Origin of the sequence: Mesorhizobium sp. M7A.F.Ca.US.010.02.1.1, assembly GCF_004023085.1 — a bacterium.
GTDB lineage: Bacteria > Pseudomonadota > Alphaproteobacteria > Rhizobiales > Rhizobiaceae > Mesorhizobium.
The window spans coordinates 39,567-57,068 of sequence record NZ_RZRV01000005.1 but is presented as its reverse complement, the minus strand read 5'-3'; the positions used below and the strand labels follow the sequence as shown (position 1 = coordinate 57,068).

Below are 17,502 nucleotides of genomic sequence, written 5' to 3'. Positions count from 1 at the left end.
ACCCTTTGCCGGCATAAAAAAGGACGGCGGCCAACCGGCCGCCGTCCTTGGAAAACCAATAGTCGTGGGTTCAGACGCGCCTTGTCAGCACGAAATTCTGACCGCTGGAGCTGGTGCAGTTGAGCTGGCTTGTCGACACCATCAGGCAGTTGAAGCTGACCGCGGTCTGGCGGATCAGCGAGGTGCCGTTGATCTGCACCGACGTGGCGCCGGTCATCGTGTAGCTGCCGTCGGCAAGCTTCTGGCCGGTGTCGGTGGCCACGGTCGTGAAGGTACCGCCGGCAAAGGTCGACAGGCCGGTGCCCTTGGCGTCGATCCACGAGCCCTCGACGCCTTTCGGCGCCGCTGCCATCGGCGGTTCATCGGGGCCGCTGGTCGCACAGGCGGCGAGCATCGTCGCAATGGCACCCGCCACGCTCATCGAAAGAATTTTGCGCGCAATGATCATGTGAAAATCCTCTCCTCTCGCATCGGCCCGAAAATCGGAATCGATTTTCGACAGGCACGAGGCGTGCATCCAAGTTTCCAGAGCGACGTGCGTCCAGATGAACACGTATCGCTGTGGTCCGCATCCCTTCAATCGCCCGATTTCCGGGCGATTGCAAGGCAGTGAGGCAGGTAGGCGGTGCTGCTATCGCACAAGGATGTTGCGGAACTGCCACGGGTCGTTGCGGTCGAGGTCTTCCGGGAACAGGCCGGGACGGTTATCGAGCGGCGTCCAGTCGGTGTAGTAGCCCTTGACCGGTCCGAGATACTGGGACTGCACTTCCAGGCACCGCCTGTAGTCCATCTCGTCGGCTTCGACGATGCCAGCCTCGGGGTTTTCCAGCGCCCAGACCATGCCCGAGAGCACTGCCGAGGTGACCTGCATGCCGGTGGCGTTCTGATAGGGCGCCAGCTTGCGGGCCTCGGCGAGCGACAGCTGCGAGCCGTACCAGTAGGCATTCTTGTCGTGGCCGTAGAGCAGCACGCCGAGTTCGTCGACGCCGTCGATCAACTCGTTCTCGTCGAGCACATGATGCACCGGCTGAGGCTTGCCGGCGGCGCCGAACATCTCGTCAAGCGACAGCATCGCGTCGTTGCAGGGATGGTAGGCATAGTGGCAGGTCGGGCGGTAATGCACCTTGCCCTTCTTCGAACGCACGGTGAAGAAATCGGCGATCGAGATCGCCTCATTGTGCGTCACCAGCAGGCCGTATTGCGCGCCGGGCGTCGGGCACCACGAGCGCACGCGCGTGTTGGCGCCCGGCTGCTCCAGATAGATAGCTGCCTTCGAGCCGTGCTTGTGCTTCTTGGCGTTCTTCGGCATCCATGTCTCATGTGTGCCCCAGCCAAGTTCCGCGGGCTGCAGGCCCTCGGAGATGAAGCCTTCGACCGACCAGGTGTTCCAGAACACATTCATCGGCTTCGGCTTCTTGGTGCGCTGGGTGTCGCGTTCGGCGATGTGGATGCCCTTGACGCCGGCCTTCTTCATCAGCTTGGCCCAGCCCTCGCGGTCGTCCTGCGCGGGCTCCGAGAATTCCAGGCCAAGATCGGTGGCGAGATTGACCAACGCCTGCTTGACGAACCACGAGACCATGCCTGGATTGGCGCCGCAGGTGGAGACCGCCGTGGCGCCGCCGGGCTTGTCGTGCTTTTCCTTGAGCAGCGACTCGCGCAGCGTGTAATTGGTGCGGCTGGCGTTGTCCGCCTTGGCGTCGAAATAGAAGCCGAGCCACGGCTCGACGACGGTGTCGATGTAGAGCACACCGAGCTTGCGGCAGAGCCGCATCAGATCCACCGAGCCGGTATCGACCGACAGGTTGATGCAAAAGCCCTGGCCGCCGCCATTGGTCAGAAGCGGGGTCAAGAGCTTTTTGTAGTTCTTCTCGGTCACCGCTTCCTGGACGAAGGCGATGCCGCGCTCGTCGAGCAGCTTGCGGTCGGTGTCGCGCGGGTCGATGACCGTCATGCGCGACTTGTCGAACTTGAAATGGCGTTCGATCAGCGGCAGCGTTCCCCGGCCGATCGAGCCGAAGCCGATCATCACGACGGGGCCGCTGATCTCACCGTAAACGGGCCAGTTTTCATTCGCCATTTTATCGAGCACTCCTTCAAAACCCAGGAAACTGGGAAAACACGCGCAAAACCGGGAATTTCTGCCCGGCGGCCATGCGCTACATCATAGATCATTGTCACAAACCAGCGAAAAGCGCCAACCAGCGGCTACGCTGCGTTGGCTACGTGGTTAAGGCCGAAACCGTGGATGAGTGGCTCTATCCGAGCCTGAGCTTGCCCATTCGCCAAGCGCACCGGTTTAACGGATTTTTGCCCTCGGCGCGGCTGTGGACGCCCGAACCACCAGTTCCACGGGCAGAACGACTTGGCGGGGCGGTTGATTGTCAAGAACCATGCGGGCGGCGAGCCTGCCTTTTCCGATCACGTCTTGCGCGACAGTCGTCAACGGAGGCGTGGTGCGTGCGGATTCGGCAGTGCCATCGAAGCCGATAACCGACACATGGCGCGGCACCTCTATGCCACGACGAACCGCCTCGTCGAGTATTGTGATCGCTTGCCAATCCGACATGGTCAGGATTGCGGTTGCTTCGGGCACATTGTCGAATACCACCGCCCCAGCAGATGGATCGCCCGGCGTCGTCTCGATGATCGGAACATCGTCGATCGACAAGTTCGCCTCCGCCAAACCCTGTTTGAAACCGTCGAGCCTTTCGTCGTCGAGTGAGAAGCCGGCTAGAAGCGGGCGCTCTGCCTGTCCGGGCATGTGCACGATCGGAGGGCCTGGAGTCCTCCGTATGGAAAGGATGGCAAAATGCCGGTGCCCTAACCCGGTCAGATGCCGGACGGCGGCGACCGCGCCACTTCTGCCGTCGATCTTTATCGAATTGATGTCGGGACCTGCGTCATTTTCGAGAATGACGAAGGGCAGGCGCCGTCGTTGTGCCGATGTTATGAGACCGATGTCCCCGCTGTGACCAAGGATGAAGCCGTCAACGAGGGCCTCGCGGATGCTGGCGAAGCGGGTATTGTCGGTGCCGTTTACAAGGCTGAGCGTCGTTCCGGCCTCGTCGCAGGCGAGCGAAACGCCCAGCACCAACTCGCGGCCATAGGGGCTTCTCATCACCTCGGCGATGGCGTAGGCGCCAGGTGGCATGAACCCGATGGCATTGAACTTGCCATCCCGCAGCAATCGTCCTTTCGGGTCGGGGCCGCCAAATCCGAGCGCTCTCGCGGCCGCTTCAACACGTTGGCGCAATTCAGGCCTGACCAGTTCCGGCCGGTTGAAGACGTTGGAAACAGTGCCCCGGGAGACACCGGCAGCCTTGCCCACATCGGCTAGCGTTGGCATTGTGATTCACCCATTTCCCTTCAGTTAGACCATTTTTTTGGAGCGCTCCAAGAATTTCGTTGACTCGAAAGTGAAAAAGGCGGATCGTATCACTTGGAGCGCTCCAAGTAAACATATCTGGTATATTTCGCGTCTGAAACAACGGAGATTGTCAAAAGGCTTGGTCACAGCGGCGGCCATGCCCAAGGAGAGAGTCATGGCAGAAACCAATGTTTTTCCAGCCTCGCTTGTCGGTAATTCTTTCGACTGCGTTTTCGGCCCGTTCGTACCCCGGCTGACGTTTTTCTCGCCGGAGGAATTGCATGTGCAGGCGTCGATCGGTGCCACCGAAATTGACGAGATGGTCAAGATCGACATGACCAGCGTACGCCCGAACCTCGTTCTCATGAGCTGGACGGAGCAGAGCGGCAACTTCATCGTGCAGTTGCAGGATCATGAAAACGGGATCGTCCATAATTATGCGCGTCTGGCCGATGGGCAGCTCTTCTGTGCCCAAGGTGCCATTCAATCCGTTGCGGTGGCGTGACACTGCCGCGTCTTGGCCCGGCCGACCGCGTGCGGCCGGACTCCGATCTGCTGAAGTGCCTGTCATCGATTTCCCTAATGGAGGAGGAAAGTGCGATGGAACTCGCTTACGACAGTCATCTGCTTGCCCGAATTCTGTTGAGCGTCGCGACCGTGGGCTACGGTGTGGTGACGATCAAAGCCGACCTCAACGCCACCCACGCCACCAATCCGCTGTGGACCCCGCACGCCCGGTTTCACGTCGTTTGGCAGGTGCTGAGCTACACCGGAGTTGCGCTGATTGCGCTGGGGCTTATCTGGATCGAGGGGCCACTCGAAGCCGAGCGGCTCTATCTCGCAGGGGGATTGGGCGTCGCTATGTACGGAGCGTTCTTCGTGGCAATGGTCTCACGACCGATTTATGGCGGCGTGCTCTACGACGAGAACGGCTATCTGCCATTCCGACCGCCGTTCGGACCGGCGGGTTGGCGGTGGGATGTCAACGTCACCGTCTTTAGCGCGATGTCCGCGATCCTGCTGCTGGGCCTAGCCGCGATTTAGGACAGCGCCAGCGCCCCGAGCCGGTCGACTAGCCGATCGCGGTCTGATGTCAGGCCCTTGTAGTCGAGCTGCGCGAGATCGAGCGCCTTGAGCTGGGCGGCGAAAGACGCCGCGAGCTTCGCCCGATCAGGGTGCCTGGCCAGCACGGCGAGCGGGTCGAGATGGATGCGGATGGTGAACAGGATATCGCGTGAAACAGGCAGTTTGCGCAGGGTTTGCCGCTCGACGCGGATGAAGGCATGGGCGTCGATGTCGCCATCGGGAAAGCGCGACGGCCGATTTGTAGCGCGGTCGATGCGCTGCAGGTCGGAAAGCGGATGGTAGAGCGCGTTATCGGACTGGATCGACCAGTTGTAGCGCTCGACGGCCTGCCCCTGGAGGCCATCGAACATCCGGTTGATGAGTTCCGCCGGACGCGTGCCCGGGCCGAAACCCGGCACCGGCGCGTGGATGTCCTGCAGCGGCTTGCCAAATTTTTCCAGGAGCGACCAGGACGAGGGAAAGCAAAGCGAGCCGGCAACCAGCCGCCAGCCGCTGTCACTGCTGCGCATCAGGATGAGGTCTTCCTGGACGAGCTGTGAGGCCTTGGCCAGCGGCGCATCGGCAAGGGAAGCAGGCAGACGGTTCGCCGCGCCCGCCACCTCGACGCCTGATCCGCCGAGCCGATGGGTTTCGGGGAACCTCTCCAAGAGATGCGCAGCGAGCAAGTCGAGCACTTCCTGCTGGGCGTCCCGCGTGCCGTTTTCCTCGACGAAAACGCGCTCTGAGGTTTCGGCATAGAGCCGGCGCTTTTCGGCGAGATACGGCAGCAGATGGGCGTCGACCTCGATCCAGTCCGCCGGGTCGAGCGGCTTCAGCCCGATACTGAACAGTTTCGACGAGCCGTCATAGGGCGTGTGGGTGGGCAGCGTATGCTCTGGGGGTGTGTGAGTGGGCACAGTCGTCATGTTTCAGGTCAGTCTTGCGGGGATCAGTCCGCGCAGCGAATTGCCGACGAACAGGGACTTGGCGGATTTCAGATCGTCCAAGCTGTAGATCGCTTCGCGGGCGCGGCCTTCATCCAGAAGCTGCGCGCGCAATACACCAGGCAGCAGGCCGCAGTCGAGCCGGGGTGTGGCCAGCACGCCGTCGCCGAGATCGGCAAAGACATTGGTGATCGTGCCTTCACAGACCTCGCCGCGCTCGTTGGCCATAAGCACCTCGTCGGCCTGGGTGACGAGATATTCGGCGCGGGCATGCGTGTAGAGCTGTCGTCGGCTGGTCTTGTGGCGCAGCAGCGTGTCGTTCGAATCGAGCCTCGTCCGCGCCAGCCGCAGCGTCCAGACCTTGTCGGCGGCGAGCGGTTCATAAGGCTGCGCCGAGGCCGCCACCTCACCATCATGCGACAGGAGGAGCCGCGTGCGCATGGCAACGCCGGAACCGCCGACCGCGCTGCTCAGCGCCTCGCCGACCGTGCCTGGATCACAGCGGAAGCCGAGCTCCGCCGCCGAGCCGTAGAGGCGCGCAAGATGGCGATCGAAGCGCAGGAAGCCCGGGCCGGGTTCCCAGCGCATGGTCTCGATCAGCTGAAAGTCGGCGGTGTTCCCGTCGCGAAGCGCGCTTTCAGCAGACACTCCTGATACTCCTCCTGCGCCGTGGAATCGAAGACGACGCCGCCTCCGACATTGTAGACGGCCTCGCCGCCCGAAAAGAGCGAGATGGTGCGGATCGCCACGGAAAAGCGCATCGGGCCGCCGGGCGCGATCCAGCCTATGGCGCCGCAATAGGCATCGCGGGGCGTGCCTTCCAGATCGCGCAGGATCTCCATGGCACGGATCTTAGGCGCGCCGGTAATCGAACCGCAAGGAAACAGCGCCGCGAAAATCTGGCGGATAGAGAGACCCGGCAGCAGTTTGGCCCTGACGTCGCTTACCATCTGATGCACGGTCGGATAGGTCTCGATGCGGAACAGCGCCGGCACGTCCAGCGTGCCCACCTCGCTGATCAGCGAGATATCGTTGCGCAGGAGATCGACGATCATCCGGTTTTCGGCCTGGTTCTTCTCGTCATTGCGCAGGAAGATCTTCTGCCGTTCGTCCTCGGCTTTGGTGGCGCCGCGCGGCGCCGTTCCCTTCATCGGATGCGTCTCGATCATGCCCTCGGCGTCGATCTCGAAGAACAGTTCAGGCGAGCGCGACAGCACGATGGGTTCACCGAGCGCGATCAGCGCGCCGTATTTCACCGGCTGACGTTCCGTCAATGCATTGAAGGCGGCCAGCGGCTCGCCCGACCACTGCGCATGCACGGGAAAGGTCAAATTGCCCTGGTAGCAATCACCTTGCCGGATGTGCTGGTGCAGCCGCGAGAAGCGTTTTTCATAATCCTCGGGCGACCACGTCGCACGGGCGTCGAAGATCGGGCCGTTGGTCGCTATGGTGTCGCGCGGCGGCACCGCCTCTTCGACCGGGGCATCGAAAATCCCAAGGCACACGAGTGGGGAGCGGCGTCCGTTAGGCAGCAGGGGAACGAGCTTGGGTTCGAGCAGGTAGCCCGCCTCATACGAGAAATAGCCGGCAAGCCATTTGCCTGCATCGTGCGCGGCTTGTGCTGCTTCCAGAGCCGGCCCGAAATCCCCTGCTTCGTGCGCCACGATGATATCGGCCGGCCGGTCGAAAACGAGCTGGCGCGCGCTTTTGTCATTGCGAAAAATTGCGGCGGGCAGGGACATGGGCACCGAATGCTGGGGTCAATGAAGCCATCAACCGCTCTATATGGGGTGCCGCCCGCGCGCAATCGAGGGAACGGCACGCTGCCTCTCAAAGCCGACCTTTGGGCCAACTCAGGAACCAAGAGCAAACGGCGACGCCGATATGGCGCCGCCGCTTGCAATCTTCAGTACTCGCCTGGCGATCAGCTGTTGCTGGAGGTTCCGGCTGTTGGAAACTGCTTGGCGAATTCCTTCTCGTTGCCGGCGGCGAGCAGCTTGGCCTGCTCGATCCAGCGTTCGCGCGCGATGCGGCCGTCGAAATTCATGACGTCCTCGATCCGTTTGACATCGGCGGCTGTCCAGGACGCGATCTGGGCGAAGCTGGTGACGCCTTGCGCCTTGAGCAGCTTCTCGTTGACCGGACCGATACCGATCAGCCGGCGCAGATTGTCGGGCTTGCTGGATGCTGGGCCGGCTGCTGGCTTGGCTGTTGTTGCAGGCTTGCTCGTTGCGGATTTGGCTGGAGCCGAGGCTTTGGTGGCGGCGGGTTTCGCCGCCGCCTTGGCAGAGACCGCCTTGGCAGAGACCGGCTTGGCAGAGACCGCTTTCGCAGCGGCGGCCGGTTTGGCCGGCGCGGGCTTTGTGGCGGCGGATTTGGCCGGCGCGGGGGTCGACATCAGGGCCGCCGGCGCCTGGCTTGCCGGCTTTGCCGCGCTGCTTCCGGCGGCAGGTGCGGCCGGCGCGTCGCGCAGCCGGCGCTCGAGGTCGGCGCGGGTCTTGCCGCATGCATCGAGTTCGCCGGTCAGGCGGTCGCTGTCGGTGCGCAGCCTGTCGCGTTCGCTGCGTGTACGGTCGAGGTCGCCGCGCAAGCTGTCGAGTTCACCGCGCAGGCGCCCCCAAAGGAACCAACCGACCAACACGCCTATCAGGAACGCCAGGACCACGTAGAAAAAAGTGCCCATTGTCTCTCTCCAGTCAGATCCGTCTGCCGTGGGTCATGACCTTCGGCGAAGGACTACTCTTGGTGGTTCCGCGGTAAGCAGAACAGCCGGCTTCGGTTCGAGCTGCGGCGATCGGCTTTGCTTGCCCATGGCCAACGGCCGTTGTCGCGTTCGCCTGAGCGCCACGGCCGGCTGAGATTTCTCCTCGCCGATCCGCATGCGCTCCGGCTGAGCTTGGAGCGAAGGCTATCATAGAGCTTGTGGAAAGCTATCGGAAAACTTCGGTGGAGAGTACTTCAAGAACAGATATTTAGGGCGATAGTAGAGCTGTCCCAACATGCATTCCGGCTAAACTGTTAGAGCGACGCCTGAGGGACGCATCTCAGGTGTCGAGCGCTTCCAGCTCGTCGATCAGGCCACTGATGACGCCAAGTCCGATCTGCCAGAAGGCGGGATCGGTTGCGTCGAGCCCGAAGGGTGCCAGAAGCTCGGAATGATGCTTGGTGCCGCCCGCGCGCAGCATTTCGAAATACTTGTCCTGAAAGCCGCGCTCGGCGTTCTGGTAGACGGCGTAGAGCGAGTTCACCAGGCAGTCCCCGAAAGCATAGGCATAGACATAAAAGGGCGAATGGATGAAGTGCGGGATGTAGGTCCAGAACACCTCGTAGCCTTCGCGCAGTTTGATAGCGGGACCCAGACTTTCGGCCTGCACTTCGAGCCAGAACTGACCGAGCCTGTCGGAGGTCAGTTCGCCGTTCTTGCGTTCGGCATGCACCTTGCGCTCGAATTCATAGAAGGCGATCTGGCGTACGACCGTGTTGATCATGTCCTCGACCTTCTGGGCGAGCATGGCCTTTCGCTCGCGCCGGTCGGTGGTCTGGTCGAGCAGCGAGCGGAAGGTCAGCATCTCGCCGAAGACCGATGCCGTCTCGGCCAGCGTCAGCGGCGTCGAGGCCATCAGTGCGCCCTGGCCGCCGGCCAGCACCTGATGCACCCCATGGCCAAGCTCGTGCGCCAGCGTCATCACATCGCGCGGCTTGCCCATGTAGTTGAGCAGGACATAGGGATGCGCCGACGGTACGGTCGGATGCGCGAAGGCGCCAGGCGACTTGCCGGGCCGCACCGGCGCGTCGATCCAGTTGCGGTCGAAGAAGGTTCGTGCGATCTCGGCCATGTCGGGCGAAAAGCGCTGATAGGCGGACAGCACCGTGTTCCTGGCCTCGTCCCAGCCGATGATCGCCTGGGGCGTATCCGGCAACGGCGCGTTGCGGTCCCAGTGGTTCATCACCTCCATGCCCAGCCAGCGCGCCTTCATTGCGTAATAGCGGTGCGACAGGCGCGGATAGGCATCGCGAACGGCGGAAGCAAGGGCGTCCACCACGCTGCGCTCGACGCGGTTAGCGAGATGGCGTGAATCGGCGATGTCCTCGAAGCCGCGCCAGCGGTCGGATATTTCCTTGTCCTTGGCCAGCGTGTTGGTGATCAGCGTGAAGGTGCGCAAATTTTTGCGGAAGGTCGTGGCCAGCGCCTCGGACGCCCGGCGGCGCACCTCGCCGTCGGCATCCTGCAAGCGGTTCAGCGCCGGCTCCAGCGTTAGGTCCTCGCCGTCGATGTCGAAGCGAAGGTCGGTCATCGTCTCGTCGAACAGGCGGTTCCAGGCGCCGCGCCCAGTGATCGACTTTTCGTGGAAGAGCTGCTCGACGCGGTCCTCGAGCTGGTAAGGCTTGTCCTTGCGCAGATCGAGCACCCATGGCCGGTAGTGACCGAAGGCGGGGTCGCCGGCGAGCGCGCCTTCGATCGACGCATCGTCGATCAGGTTGAGTTCGAGCGCGAAGAACAGAAGGTGCGCGCTGGCGTCGGTCATCTTCTCCTGGACGTCACCATAGAGCTTGGCGCGCTGGGGATCAGCGGTGTTTCCGGCATAAACCAGTCCCGCATAGGAGACGATGCGGCCGATCAGTTCCTCCAGCGCCTCGTAGGCGACAAGCGCCTCGCCCAGCCTGCCGGCGCTGCCGCGCTCGGCCTCGGCGGCCAGCGTGCCCTTCCAGCGGTTCTCGAAGCTGACCGCATCAGTGGCGGCCTTGGCGATGTCGCGCTTCAGCTCCGGCGCATCCATGCCGGCATAGAGATCGGCAAGGTTCCATTCCGGCAGGTCGCCCAGCTCGGCCGCGCCCTGACCGGACGCCGGCGCCGCAAGCCGCCGAGCAGAGACCATGTTGCCAGAATCCTTATGCATTGCCGACACCTTCCGTGGCCAAGGTTCAAGGGGAAACGAGAAGCCGGTCAAATCCTAAGGAATTCATTCACCGGGTTTTTTGAAACCTTATTTAGAACCCTGTGCCAAGATGGTCCACAGGGCAGGATTCCTCGGGCGGGCATAGTCGTATCAGTCATGACAGGTTCCATACTCATAGTCGATGACGATCCGGTGCAACGCCGGCTGCTCGAAGCGGCGGTGACGCGGTTCGGCTACAGCGCAATCGTCGTCGACGGCGGCGCGGCCGCTCTCGATATCCTCGATGGACCCGGCGCCCGCGAGGTGTCGGTGGTCATCCTCGATCTGGTCATGCCCGGTCTCGACGGTATCGGCGTGCTGAAGGCGATGCGCGAACGCGACATCAACGTGCCGACCATCGTGCAGACCGCGCAGGGCGGCATCGAGACCGTGGTTTCGGCGATGCGTCATGGCGCCTTCGATTTCGTCGTCAAGCCGGCGTCTCCCGACAGGCTGCAGGCGTCGATCGGCAATGCGCTCAAGGTCGAGGCCGTCGAGGGCGAGGTCAAGCGCACGTCGCGCCGGCGCGGCGGCCTCCTGACCTTCAAGGACATGATCACGCACAGCCCGGCCATGGACAGGGTGATCCGCCTTGGCCAGAAAGCGGCGGCATCCAACATCCCGATCCTGATCGAGGGCGAGTCCGGCGTCGGCAAGGAACTGGTGGCGCGCGCCATCCAGGGCAGTGGCGACCGCCGTTCGAAACCCTTCGTCACGGTCAATTGCGGCGCCATCCCCGACAATCTGGTCGAATCGATCCTGTTCGGCCATGAGAAGGGCTCGTTCACCGGCGCCACCGACAAGCACACGGGCAAGTTCGTCGAAGCGCATTCGGGCACACTGTTCCTCGACGAGATCGGGGACCTGCCGCTCGACGTGCAGGTCAAGCTGTTGCGCGCGGTCCAGGACGGCGAGGTCGACCCGGTCGGCGGCCGCTCGACCGTCAGGGTCGACATCAGGCTGATTTCGGCGACGCACCGCAACCTCCTGCAGCAGGTCAAGGACGGCAAGTTCCGCGAGGATCTGTTCTATCGGCTGAACGTCTATCCGATCTTCGTGCCGCCGCTGCGCGACCGCCGCGACGACATCCCGTATCTGGTCACCCATTTCATGGAGAAGGTGGCGCCGGCCGACCCGCGTCATCGCCTGCAAGGTATTTCGGCGGCAGCGCTCGCCGTGCTGCAGGCCTATGACTGGCCCGGAAACATCCGGCAGCTCGAAAATGCCGTCTTCCGGGCCTCCGTGCTTTGCGAAGGCGATGTGCTTTCCGCCGAGGACTTCCCGCAGATACGGGCGCAAGTGGAAGGCACCGTCAACCTGGATATGGACGGCGACGCGCCGTCGCCGTCCCTGTCTTTGGAGGGGCGCGATGACGAAGCCTTGCCCGGCGAGGGCGGCCCGGCAATCGCGTTCGATCCGCCGGCAAGGCTGCAGCCTCGCTTCGGCACGTTGCGGGCGCTCGACGAGCGCGGCAATGTGCGGGCATTGGCCGATGTCGAACTCGAGATGATCAAGCTTGCCATCGATCACTACAACGGACAGATGAGCGAAGTCGCCCGCCGACTCGGCATCGGCCGCTCGACGCTCTATCGCAAGCTCAAGGAACACGGCATCGATCCGGAGACAGGCCGCGTGGACCGACTCGCCTCCTAGGGCGATGCCAGGCTGAGCTTCGGCCCGGAATCCGGCTTTGCCACAAGGCCGGTGCCAGCTTGCAATGCCATAACAGCCCTTGTATCGCCGTTTCAGCGGCATTGTGCTGTGTCATGGACAGCTCTGTTCACGCATTAAGGCTAACGGTAACAGATCGTGTTCGGGGCGAAGGCGAAAATCTGATCTAAACCAGCGGTTTACCAAGAAACCTTGTGAACAATTTTTGACGGGATATCGCCACGGTGTTACCGCATTTCGGCTTCAATAAGCGATGATTAACCATTAGGATCGATATTCGGGTGTGCTAATGCCACATCCGTTTGGACAAATCCGGGGACAAACGGCAGCCTGCAAGGCCTTTTGATTTGAACAGAATCGAACGACACACAAACAGGCGGCACCATCATTTGAGCGTCTGGCCGAAGTGGCTGGCAGTGTTGGTTGTCGCTTTTGGTTTTGTTGCCGCGGCTGCGAGCGGAGCCAGCGCCGAAACACGGTCGCTGAAGCTTTATCATCTCCACACCCATGAGAAGGCCGAGATCGTCTACAAGCGCAACGGCCGCTACGTTCCCGAGGGTCTCAGGAAGATCAACATCATTTTGCGCGACTGGCGTCGCAACGAGCCGACCAAGATGGATCCGCGTCTGCTGGATCTGGTCTGGGAAGCGTATCGGGAAGCAGGTGCCACGGACTACATCCAGGTCATCTGCGGCTATCGCTCGCCGTCGACGAACTCGATGCTGCGCGGCCGCAGCAGGGGCGTCGCCGAGAAGAGCCAGCACATGCTCGGCAAGGCGATGGATTTTTACATCCCCGGCGTGCCGCTGAAGAAGCTGCGTAACATCGGTCTCAAGATGCAGGGCGGCGGCGTCGGCTACTATCCGTCATCCGGTTCGCCGTTCGTCCACATGGATGTCGGCAATGTGCGCCATTGGCCGGGTATCAGCCGGCAGGAACTGGTCAGCCTGTTCCCCAATGGCAAGACGCTGCATGTGCCGAGCGACGGCAGGCCGCTGCCCGGCTTTGAGCAGGCGCTCGCCTCCTACAAGGCGCGCAAGGGTTCAGGCTCGCCGGCCATCGAGATGGCCAGTGCTGGCGGCAGCAGCAAGAAGTCAGGTGGCTTCCTGTCGGCTTTCTTTGGCGGCGGCGGTGATGACGAGGCCGACGACAGCGCCGATGTCCAGACCGCTTCGGCCGCCCCCCCGCCCAAGGCGAGAAACCTGAAGCCGGCAGCAGCAGCCAAGACCAGCAACCTCCCGGGCATTGCCATCGTGGCGCCGGAGAATGCGCGGCGCGCCGAGATTCCGCAGGTGACCGAGCAGCAGGCTCCGGAGCCGGAAGAGGACACGCCGGAGACGATCATCGCGGCATTGCCGGCCCGAAGCATTCCGCTGCCGGATTTCGCACCGCGGCCGAAAGCCGATGTCGGCGCTCAGCAGCCTGAGAACGTTCCTTTTGCGATGGCGGAGGCGACAGCCACCACCGAGCAGGCCGTGGCGACCGCGCATGCGCCGGCGAGCGTTCCTTTCGGCTTGGCCGATGCAACGGCTTCGGCTAATCCGGCCCAGATCGCGGTCAACAACATACCGTTGCCGACATGGCGTCCCGACAATTCGCTGCCGGCCGCTCTGGCTGCGCCGCCCAGCAAGGATGTGCTGATGGCGCTGGCCGAGACGGCTGATCAAGGCAAGACCGCGACCGATGCGTTCTCGGTGCTGCCGACGGCGCGGCCCGAGATGGCCAGGCCGGATGCGGTCAAGGCCGTGCTCGACGAGGCCAATGCACAGGTCGGTGCGGCCGATTACCAGCTTGCTTCCTTGTCCGGATCCGAGCCGCGTTCGGCGTTCAACGATCCGGGCACCAACGCCGCATCGCCGCGCGATGCTGTCGTTGCCCGTCCGGCCGGTTCCGATCCGGCCGCCGCGATCGGCGCCGGCGTCAAGACGACCCGCAAGGAATCGAGAGCCACCGCCCGCGACCTGAAGCCAGGCCCCAAGGCCATGGTGGTTGCAGCCGCACCGCAGGCCGCCCGCTGGGCATTGACCAGCGGCGAGCATGTCGCCACCGTTTCAAGCGCGACGACGGCGCCGGGCTACGCCTACAGCATCGTGCACACGCCGCCGAGCGAGGTCTACACGGCCGGCTTCCAGCCGAGCAGCCAGGTGGCCGATGCCAATCGCTTCACCGGCAACGCCGTCAAGTTCATGTCGGTGGCCCGCTTCCAGACCAAGTGACGGCAAATCAATCGACAAAGCCGCGCCGGGCAACCAGCGCGGCTTTTTGTTGTTCAGCGAACCGGGCCAGCCTGCACGGTCACGCGCGGCTGAACTTCTCGTGAAGGCGGAACGGTCGGCCTATTCCCCGGGTTAATATAGGTTCGTTCAAACCCGGGGAGATCCATGAAGAACATCCTATTGGCATCGGTCATCGCATTGGCAACCGCTTCGGCGGCCATCGCCCCTACGCAGGCCGAGACCATTGTCGTCAAGACTCATGACCATATGCACATGAAGAAGCATTGCCGGACCAAGGTGGTCACAAGCTGGAAGCATCACCACAGGGTGGTTGAAAAGGTTCGGGTCTGTAGCTGATCCGGTTCGGAGCCGATTTGGCAAACCCGGTCGACGCGAGTCGGCCGGGTATTTTCATGCCGTGGCCGAAGCCTTATTTCGCAAGCTTGCTCGCCGCGCGCGCCAGGGCTTCGATCTCGTCCCACTTGCCGGCCTTGACGAGGTCGTCGGGCGCCACCCAAGAACCGCCGACGCAGACCACGTTGGGCAGGCTTAGATAGTCAGCCGCGTTCTTGGCCGAGATGCCGCCGGTCGGGCAGAATTTCACATCGGCGAGCGGTGAGGCGAAGGCCTTCAGCGAAGCGATGCCGCCCGACTGCTCGGCCGGGAAGAATTTCAGGAAGCGCAAGCCGGCTTCCCGCGCGGCCATGATCTCGCCGGGTGTGATGGCGCCGGGCAGCAGCGGAACATCGCTGCCGGCGGCTGCCGCGAGAAGCTCGCGGGTGATGCCGGGGCTGACGATGAACCGAGAGCCTGCGGCGGCTGCCTCTTCGAACTGGCCCGCATCGAGGATGGTGCCGGCGCCGACGATGGCGTCCTCGACTTCACCGGCCACCCGTCGGATCGCTTCCAGTGCGTCGGCGGTCCTCAGCGTGATCTCGATAGCCGGCAGGCCGCCGCGTGCCAGCGCGCGTGCCAGCGGCACCGCATTGGCGACATCAGAGATCTTCAGCACCGGGATGACGGGCTGGCCGTTGAGGAGCGACAGGAGTTTTTCGGTTTTGCTAGGCATGTGTCTCTCCGTGGCGTGGGACAATTCAACCGGTTAGCAGAAGGCCGTTTTCCTGTCCACGAAACCGGCCGTGTCGCGATGTCACGCGTCGCCCATGCTCGCCAGGCTTAGCTCACAAAGGCGGCTGTCAGCTCGGCGGTGTCGGCAGTTTTGTGCCGACAGTTTTTCAGGATAGGAATTTTTTCTTGACTCCCTGATCTCAGCTATGGTACAAATTCGCCTATGGTGCAGATTTGCGCCAGTGACCTCCGAACAGGATGCTTGCTCTGCCTTGAATCGGCTTTCGTGAGCGTTTAGTGGCTTCGGCAATGACATCACTTCCACCCTTCCGCGTCGCAGCGCTCTACCGGTTTGCCCGGCTCGACGCTTTCGAAGAACTGCGCGCGCCGCTCGCCGCCTTCTGCTGCGGGCGCGGCATCAAGGGCACGCTGCTTCTGGCGCATGAAGGCATCAACGGCACCGTCGCCGGCAGCGAGACGGCAATTGCCGAACTGATCCTGTACCTTGAAGCCATCGAAGGGCTGGCTGGCCTCGAGGTCAAGTACAGCGCAGCCGCGGACATGCCGTTCCACCGCATGAAGGTGCGGCTGAAGCGCGAGATCGTTACCATGGGTGTCGACGACATCGATCCTTCGAAAAGTGCCGGCACCTATGTCGCGCCGGCCGACTGGAACGCGCTGATTTCGCAGCCCAGCACTGTCATCATCGACACGCGCAACGCCTACGAGGTGTCGATCGGCACATTCAGGGGTGCGATCGACCCGGCCACCGCAAGCTTTCGCGAGTTCCCGGCCTGGGTGGAGGCGCACCGGGGGGAGTTCGAAGGCCGCAAGGTGGCGATGTTCTGCACCGGCGGCATACGCTGCGAAAAGGCAACCGCCTATGTCAAATCGCTCGGCTTCGAGGATGTCTTTCATCTCAAGGGCGGCATCCTCAAATACCTTGAAGAGGTTCCGGCTGAACAGAGCCTCTGGCAAGGCGAGTGCTTCGTCTTCGACGAGCGCGTTTCGGTGTCGCACGGCCTCGCCGAGGGCGAAGCGGAACTGTGCCGGGCCTGCCGCCGCCCGCTGACGCCGGGCGACCTGACGTCGCCCAAATTCGCCGCCGGTATTTCCTGCCCCCATTGCTTCGATGCGCGTTCGGACGAGGACCGCCAGCGTTATGCCGAGCGCCAGCGCCAGGTCGAGCTTGCGCAGGCGCGGGGCAGAGAGCCGCATATCGGCTCCTGATCCAGGCATCGAGCTGCTGCAAAGCGGCCGCCGTCATTGCAATGTCAAGTTTCGGGACTTACGTCTTCGACGTTCGAAACCTGCCCGTTCGGCCGGGCAAATCCTGGAGGCACTGAATGTTCGATCCCAAGAAGCTTCTCGACGATCTGCTCGGCTCGCAAATCCCCGGCACCAGCGGCACCGTTCGCGACAAGGCGGGGCAGGCCGTGCAGATGGCCAAGGACAATCCGCTGGCCGCCGGCGCACTGGCCGCCGTGCTGCTTGGAACTGGTGCCGGTCGTAACGTAACGGGCGCCGCGGTGAAGCTTGGCGGACTGGCTGCCATCGGCGGCCTCGCCTACAAGGCCTACCAGAACTACAAGGCCGGCAACGCACCCGCCGAAGCACCGGCGACCGGCGAACCAGAATTGCTGCCGCCGCCCAAGGACACCGCCTTCCACCCGTCGCAGGCGCCGCAAGGCGAGGACGAATTCACGCTGACCCTGATACGGGCGATGATCTCGGCGGCGAAGGCCGATGGCCATATCGACGATGAAGAGCGCCAGAAGATCGCCGGCAAGCTCAGCCTGGCCGGCATAGACTCCGATGCCGAAAAGTTCCTGATGGCGGAGCTGGCAAGCCCGCTTGACCTCGACACGCTGGTGGCCGGCGCCAAGACCGACGCGCAGAAGCTCGAACTCTACACGGCGTCGCGCCTGACCATCGATCCCGATACCCGCGCCGAGCGTGGCTATCTCGACCTGCTTGCAGGCCGGCTCGGCCTGCCGGACGCGCTGGTCGACCATGTCGAGGCAACGGTTTCGGCGGCCAAGGTGCCGGCCAAGGCCGGGACATCACCCAATCCGCGCTGGTAGGCCAAAACGGCACAGGAGGCACTTTCCGGGTTAACCTCTCGTTAACCCAGCAAGCGCATCATTCAACACAGTCGGATCGGCTTTTCCTCCTCCCAAGCCCGGTTCAGATCAGGGGCGGTCGCCAATGGCCGCCCTTTTTGTCGGCCCGAT

16 protein-coding genes are annotated in these 17,502 nt (G+C 63.0%); 7 read left to right on the top strand and 9 right to left on the bottom strand.

Annotated features, from left to right (window positions below):
- Window positions 1–70 precede the first annotated feature (70 nt).
- The 3 genes from EOA19_RS06910 to EOA19_RS06900 all read right to left on the bottom strand — a co-directional run bounded on the left by EOA19_RS06910 (window position 71) and on the right by EOA19_RS06900 (window position 3,328).
- Window positions 71–448: a hypothetical protein gene (locus tag EOA19_RS06910; protein WP_127259982.1), complete on the bottom strand. Its 378-nt coding sequence runs from the start codon at window positions 446–448 to the stop codon at window positions 71–73.
- 183 nt (window positions 449–631) lie between these two features.
- A complete protein-coding gene (locus tag EOA19_RS06905) occupies window positions 632–2,077 on the bottom strand; it encodes a homospermidine synthase (RefSeq protein ID WP_128303116.1) in 1,446 nt (481 codons plus the stop codon).
- 219 nt (window positions 2,078–2,296) lie between these two features.
- The gene (locus EOA19_RS06900) at window positions 2,297–3,328 is read right to left on the bottom strand and encodes a substrate-binding domain-containing protein (protein WP_164892874.1); all 1,032 of its coding nucleotides are present in this window, start codon (window positions 3,326–3,328) and stop codon (window positions 2,297–2,299) included.
- Window positions 3,329–3,542: 214 nt separating this feature from the next.
- On the opposite strand from EOA19_RS06900, the gene EOA19_RS06895 reads away from it, so the two are divergent.
- Window positions 3,543–3,872 carry a hypothetical protein gene (locus EOA19_RS06895; RefSeq protein WP_128303115.1) on the top strand — a complete coding sequence of 110 codons (330 nt, stop codon included), beginning with the start codon at window positions 3,543–3,545 and terminating at the stop codon, window positions 3,870–3,872.
- 95 nt (window positions 3,873–3,967) lie between these two features.
- Window positions 3,968–4,411, top strand: a complete 444-nt coding sequence (locus EOA19_RS06890; RefSeq protein ID WP_128303114.1) for a hypothetical protein — start codon at window positions 3,968–3,970, stop codon at window positions 4,409–4,411.
- Here EOA19_RS06890 and EOA19_RS06885 read toward each other — a convergent pair.
- From EOA19_RS06885 to EOA19_RS06865, 5 genes are all read right to left on the bottom strand, one after another.
- Window positions 4,408–5,358, bottom strand: a complete 951-nt coding sequence (locus tag EOA19_RS06885; RefSeq protein ID WP_128303113.1) for a DUF3445 domain-containing protein — start codon at window positions 5,356–5,358, stop codon at window positions 4,408–4,410. The genes EOA19_RS06890 and EOA19_RS06885 overlap by 4 nt on opposite strands.
- Before the next feature lie 3 nt (window positions 5,359–5,361).
- Window positions 5,362–6,024 (bottom strand): aminotransferase class IV family protein, encoded by a 663-nt coding sequence (locus EOA19_RS06880; RefSeq protein WP_128303112.1) that lies wholly within the window; start codon window positions 6,022–6,024, stop codon window positions 5,362–5,364.
- The gene (locus tag EOA19_RS06875; RefSeq protein ID WP_128303111.1) at window positions 5,973–7,118 is read right to left on the bottom strand and encodes an aminodeoxychorismate synthase component I; all 1,146 of its coding nucleotides are present in this window, start codon (window positions 7,116–7,118) and stop codon (window positions 5,973–5,975) included. Before EOA19_RS06875 ends, EOA19_RS06880 begins: the two co-directional genes overlap by 52 nt.
- A 182-nt stretch (window positions 7,119–7,300) precedes the next feature.
- Window positions 7,301–8,059, bottom strand: coding sequence for a proton-conducting membrane transporter (locus EOA19_RS06870; protein ID WP_128303110.1), 759 nt, complete (start codon window positions 8,057–8,059; stop codon window positions 7,301–7,303).
- Between the two features lie 361 nt (window positions 8,060–8,420).
- Window positions 8,421–10,253, bottom strand: a complete 1,833-nt coding sequence (locus EOA19_RS06865) for a M3 family oligoendopeptidase (protein WP_128303252.1) — start codon at window positions 10,251–10,253, stop codon at window positions 8,421–8,423.
- A 177-nt stretch (window positions 10,254–10,430) separates the two neighbouring features.
- Here EOA19_RS06865 and EOA19_RS06860 point away from each other — a divergent pair, with 177 nt between their 5' ends.
- The 3 genes from EOA19_RS06860 (at window position 10,431) to EOA19_RS06850 (ending at window position 14,557) form a co-directional block, all read left to right on the top strand.
- Entirely contained in the window at window positions 10,431–11,966 is a 1,536-nt protein-coding gene (locus EOA19_RS06860) for a sigma-54 dependent transcriptional regulator (RefSeq protein ID WP_128303109.1), read from the top strand.
- Between the two features lie 407 nt (window positions 11,967–12,373).
- Window positions 12,374–14,200: a DUF882 domain-containing protein gene (locus EOA19_RS06855; protein ID WP_128303108.1), complete on the top strand. Its 1,827-nt coding sequence runs from the start codon at window positions 12,374–12,376 to the stop codon at window positions 14,198–14,200.
- A gap of 165 nt (window positions 14,201–14,365) precedes the next feature.
- On the top strand, window positions 14,366–14,557 hold the full coding sequence (locus tag EOA19_RS06850; RefSeq protein ID WP_127272097.1) for a hypothetical protein: 192 nt from the start codon (window positions 14,366–14,368) through the stop codon (window positions 14,555–14,557).
- 73 nt (window positions 14,558–14,630) lie between these two features.
- Here the strand turns inward: EOA19_RS06850 and EOA19_RS06845 are convergent, their stop codons facing one another.
- A complete protein-coding gene (locus EOA19_RS06845) occupies window positions 14,631–15,269 on the bottom strand; it encodes a 2-dehydro-3-deoxy-phosphogluconate aldolase (RefSeq protein WP_128303107.1) in 639 nt (212 codons plus the stop codon).
- 308 nt (window positions 15,270–15,577) lie between these two features.
- On the opposite strand from EOA19_RS06845, the gene EOA19_RS06840 reads away from it, so the two are divergent.
- Together EOA19_RS06840 and EOA19_RS06835 are read left to right on the top strand one after the other, a co-directional pair.
- Window positions 15,578–16,498 (top strand): rhodanese-related sulfurtransferase, encoded by a 921-nt coding sequence (locus EOA19_RS06840; RefSeq protein ID WP_128303106.1) that lies wholly within the window; start codon window positions 15,578–15,580, stop codon window positions 16,496–16,498.
- A 116-nt stretch (window positions 16,499–16,614) separates the two neighbouring features.
- The gene (locus EOA19_RS06835; RefSeq protein ID WP_128303105.1) at window positions 16,615–17,352 is read left to right on the top strand and encodes a tellurite resistance TerB family protein; all 738 of its coding nucleotides are present in this window, start codon (window positions 16,615–16,617) and stop codon (window positions 17,350–17,352) included.
- The last annotated feature ends 150 nt before the right edge of the window (window positions 17,353–17,502 follow it).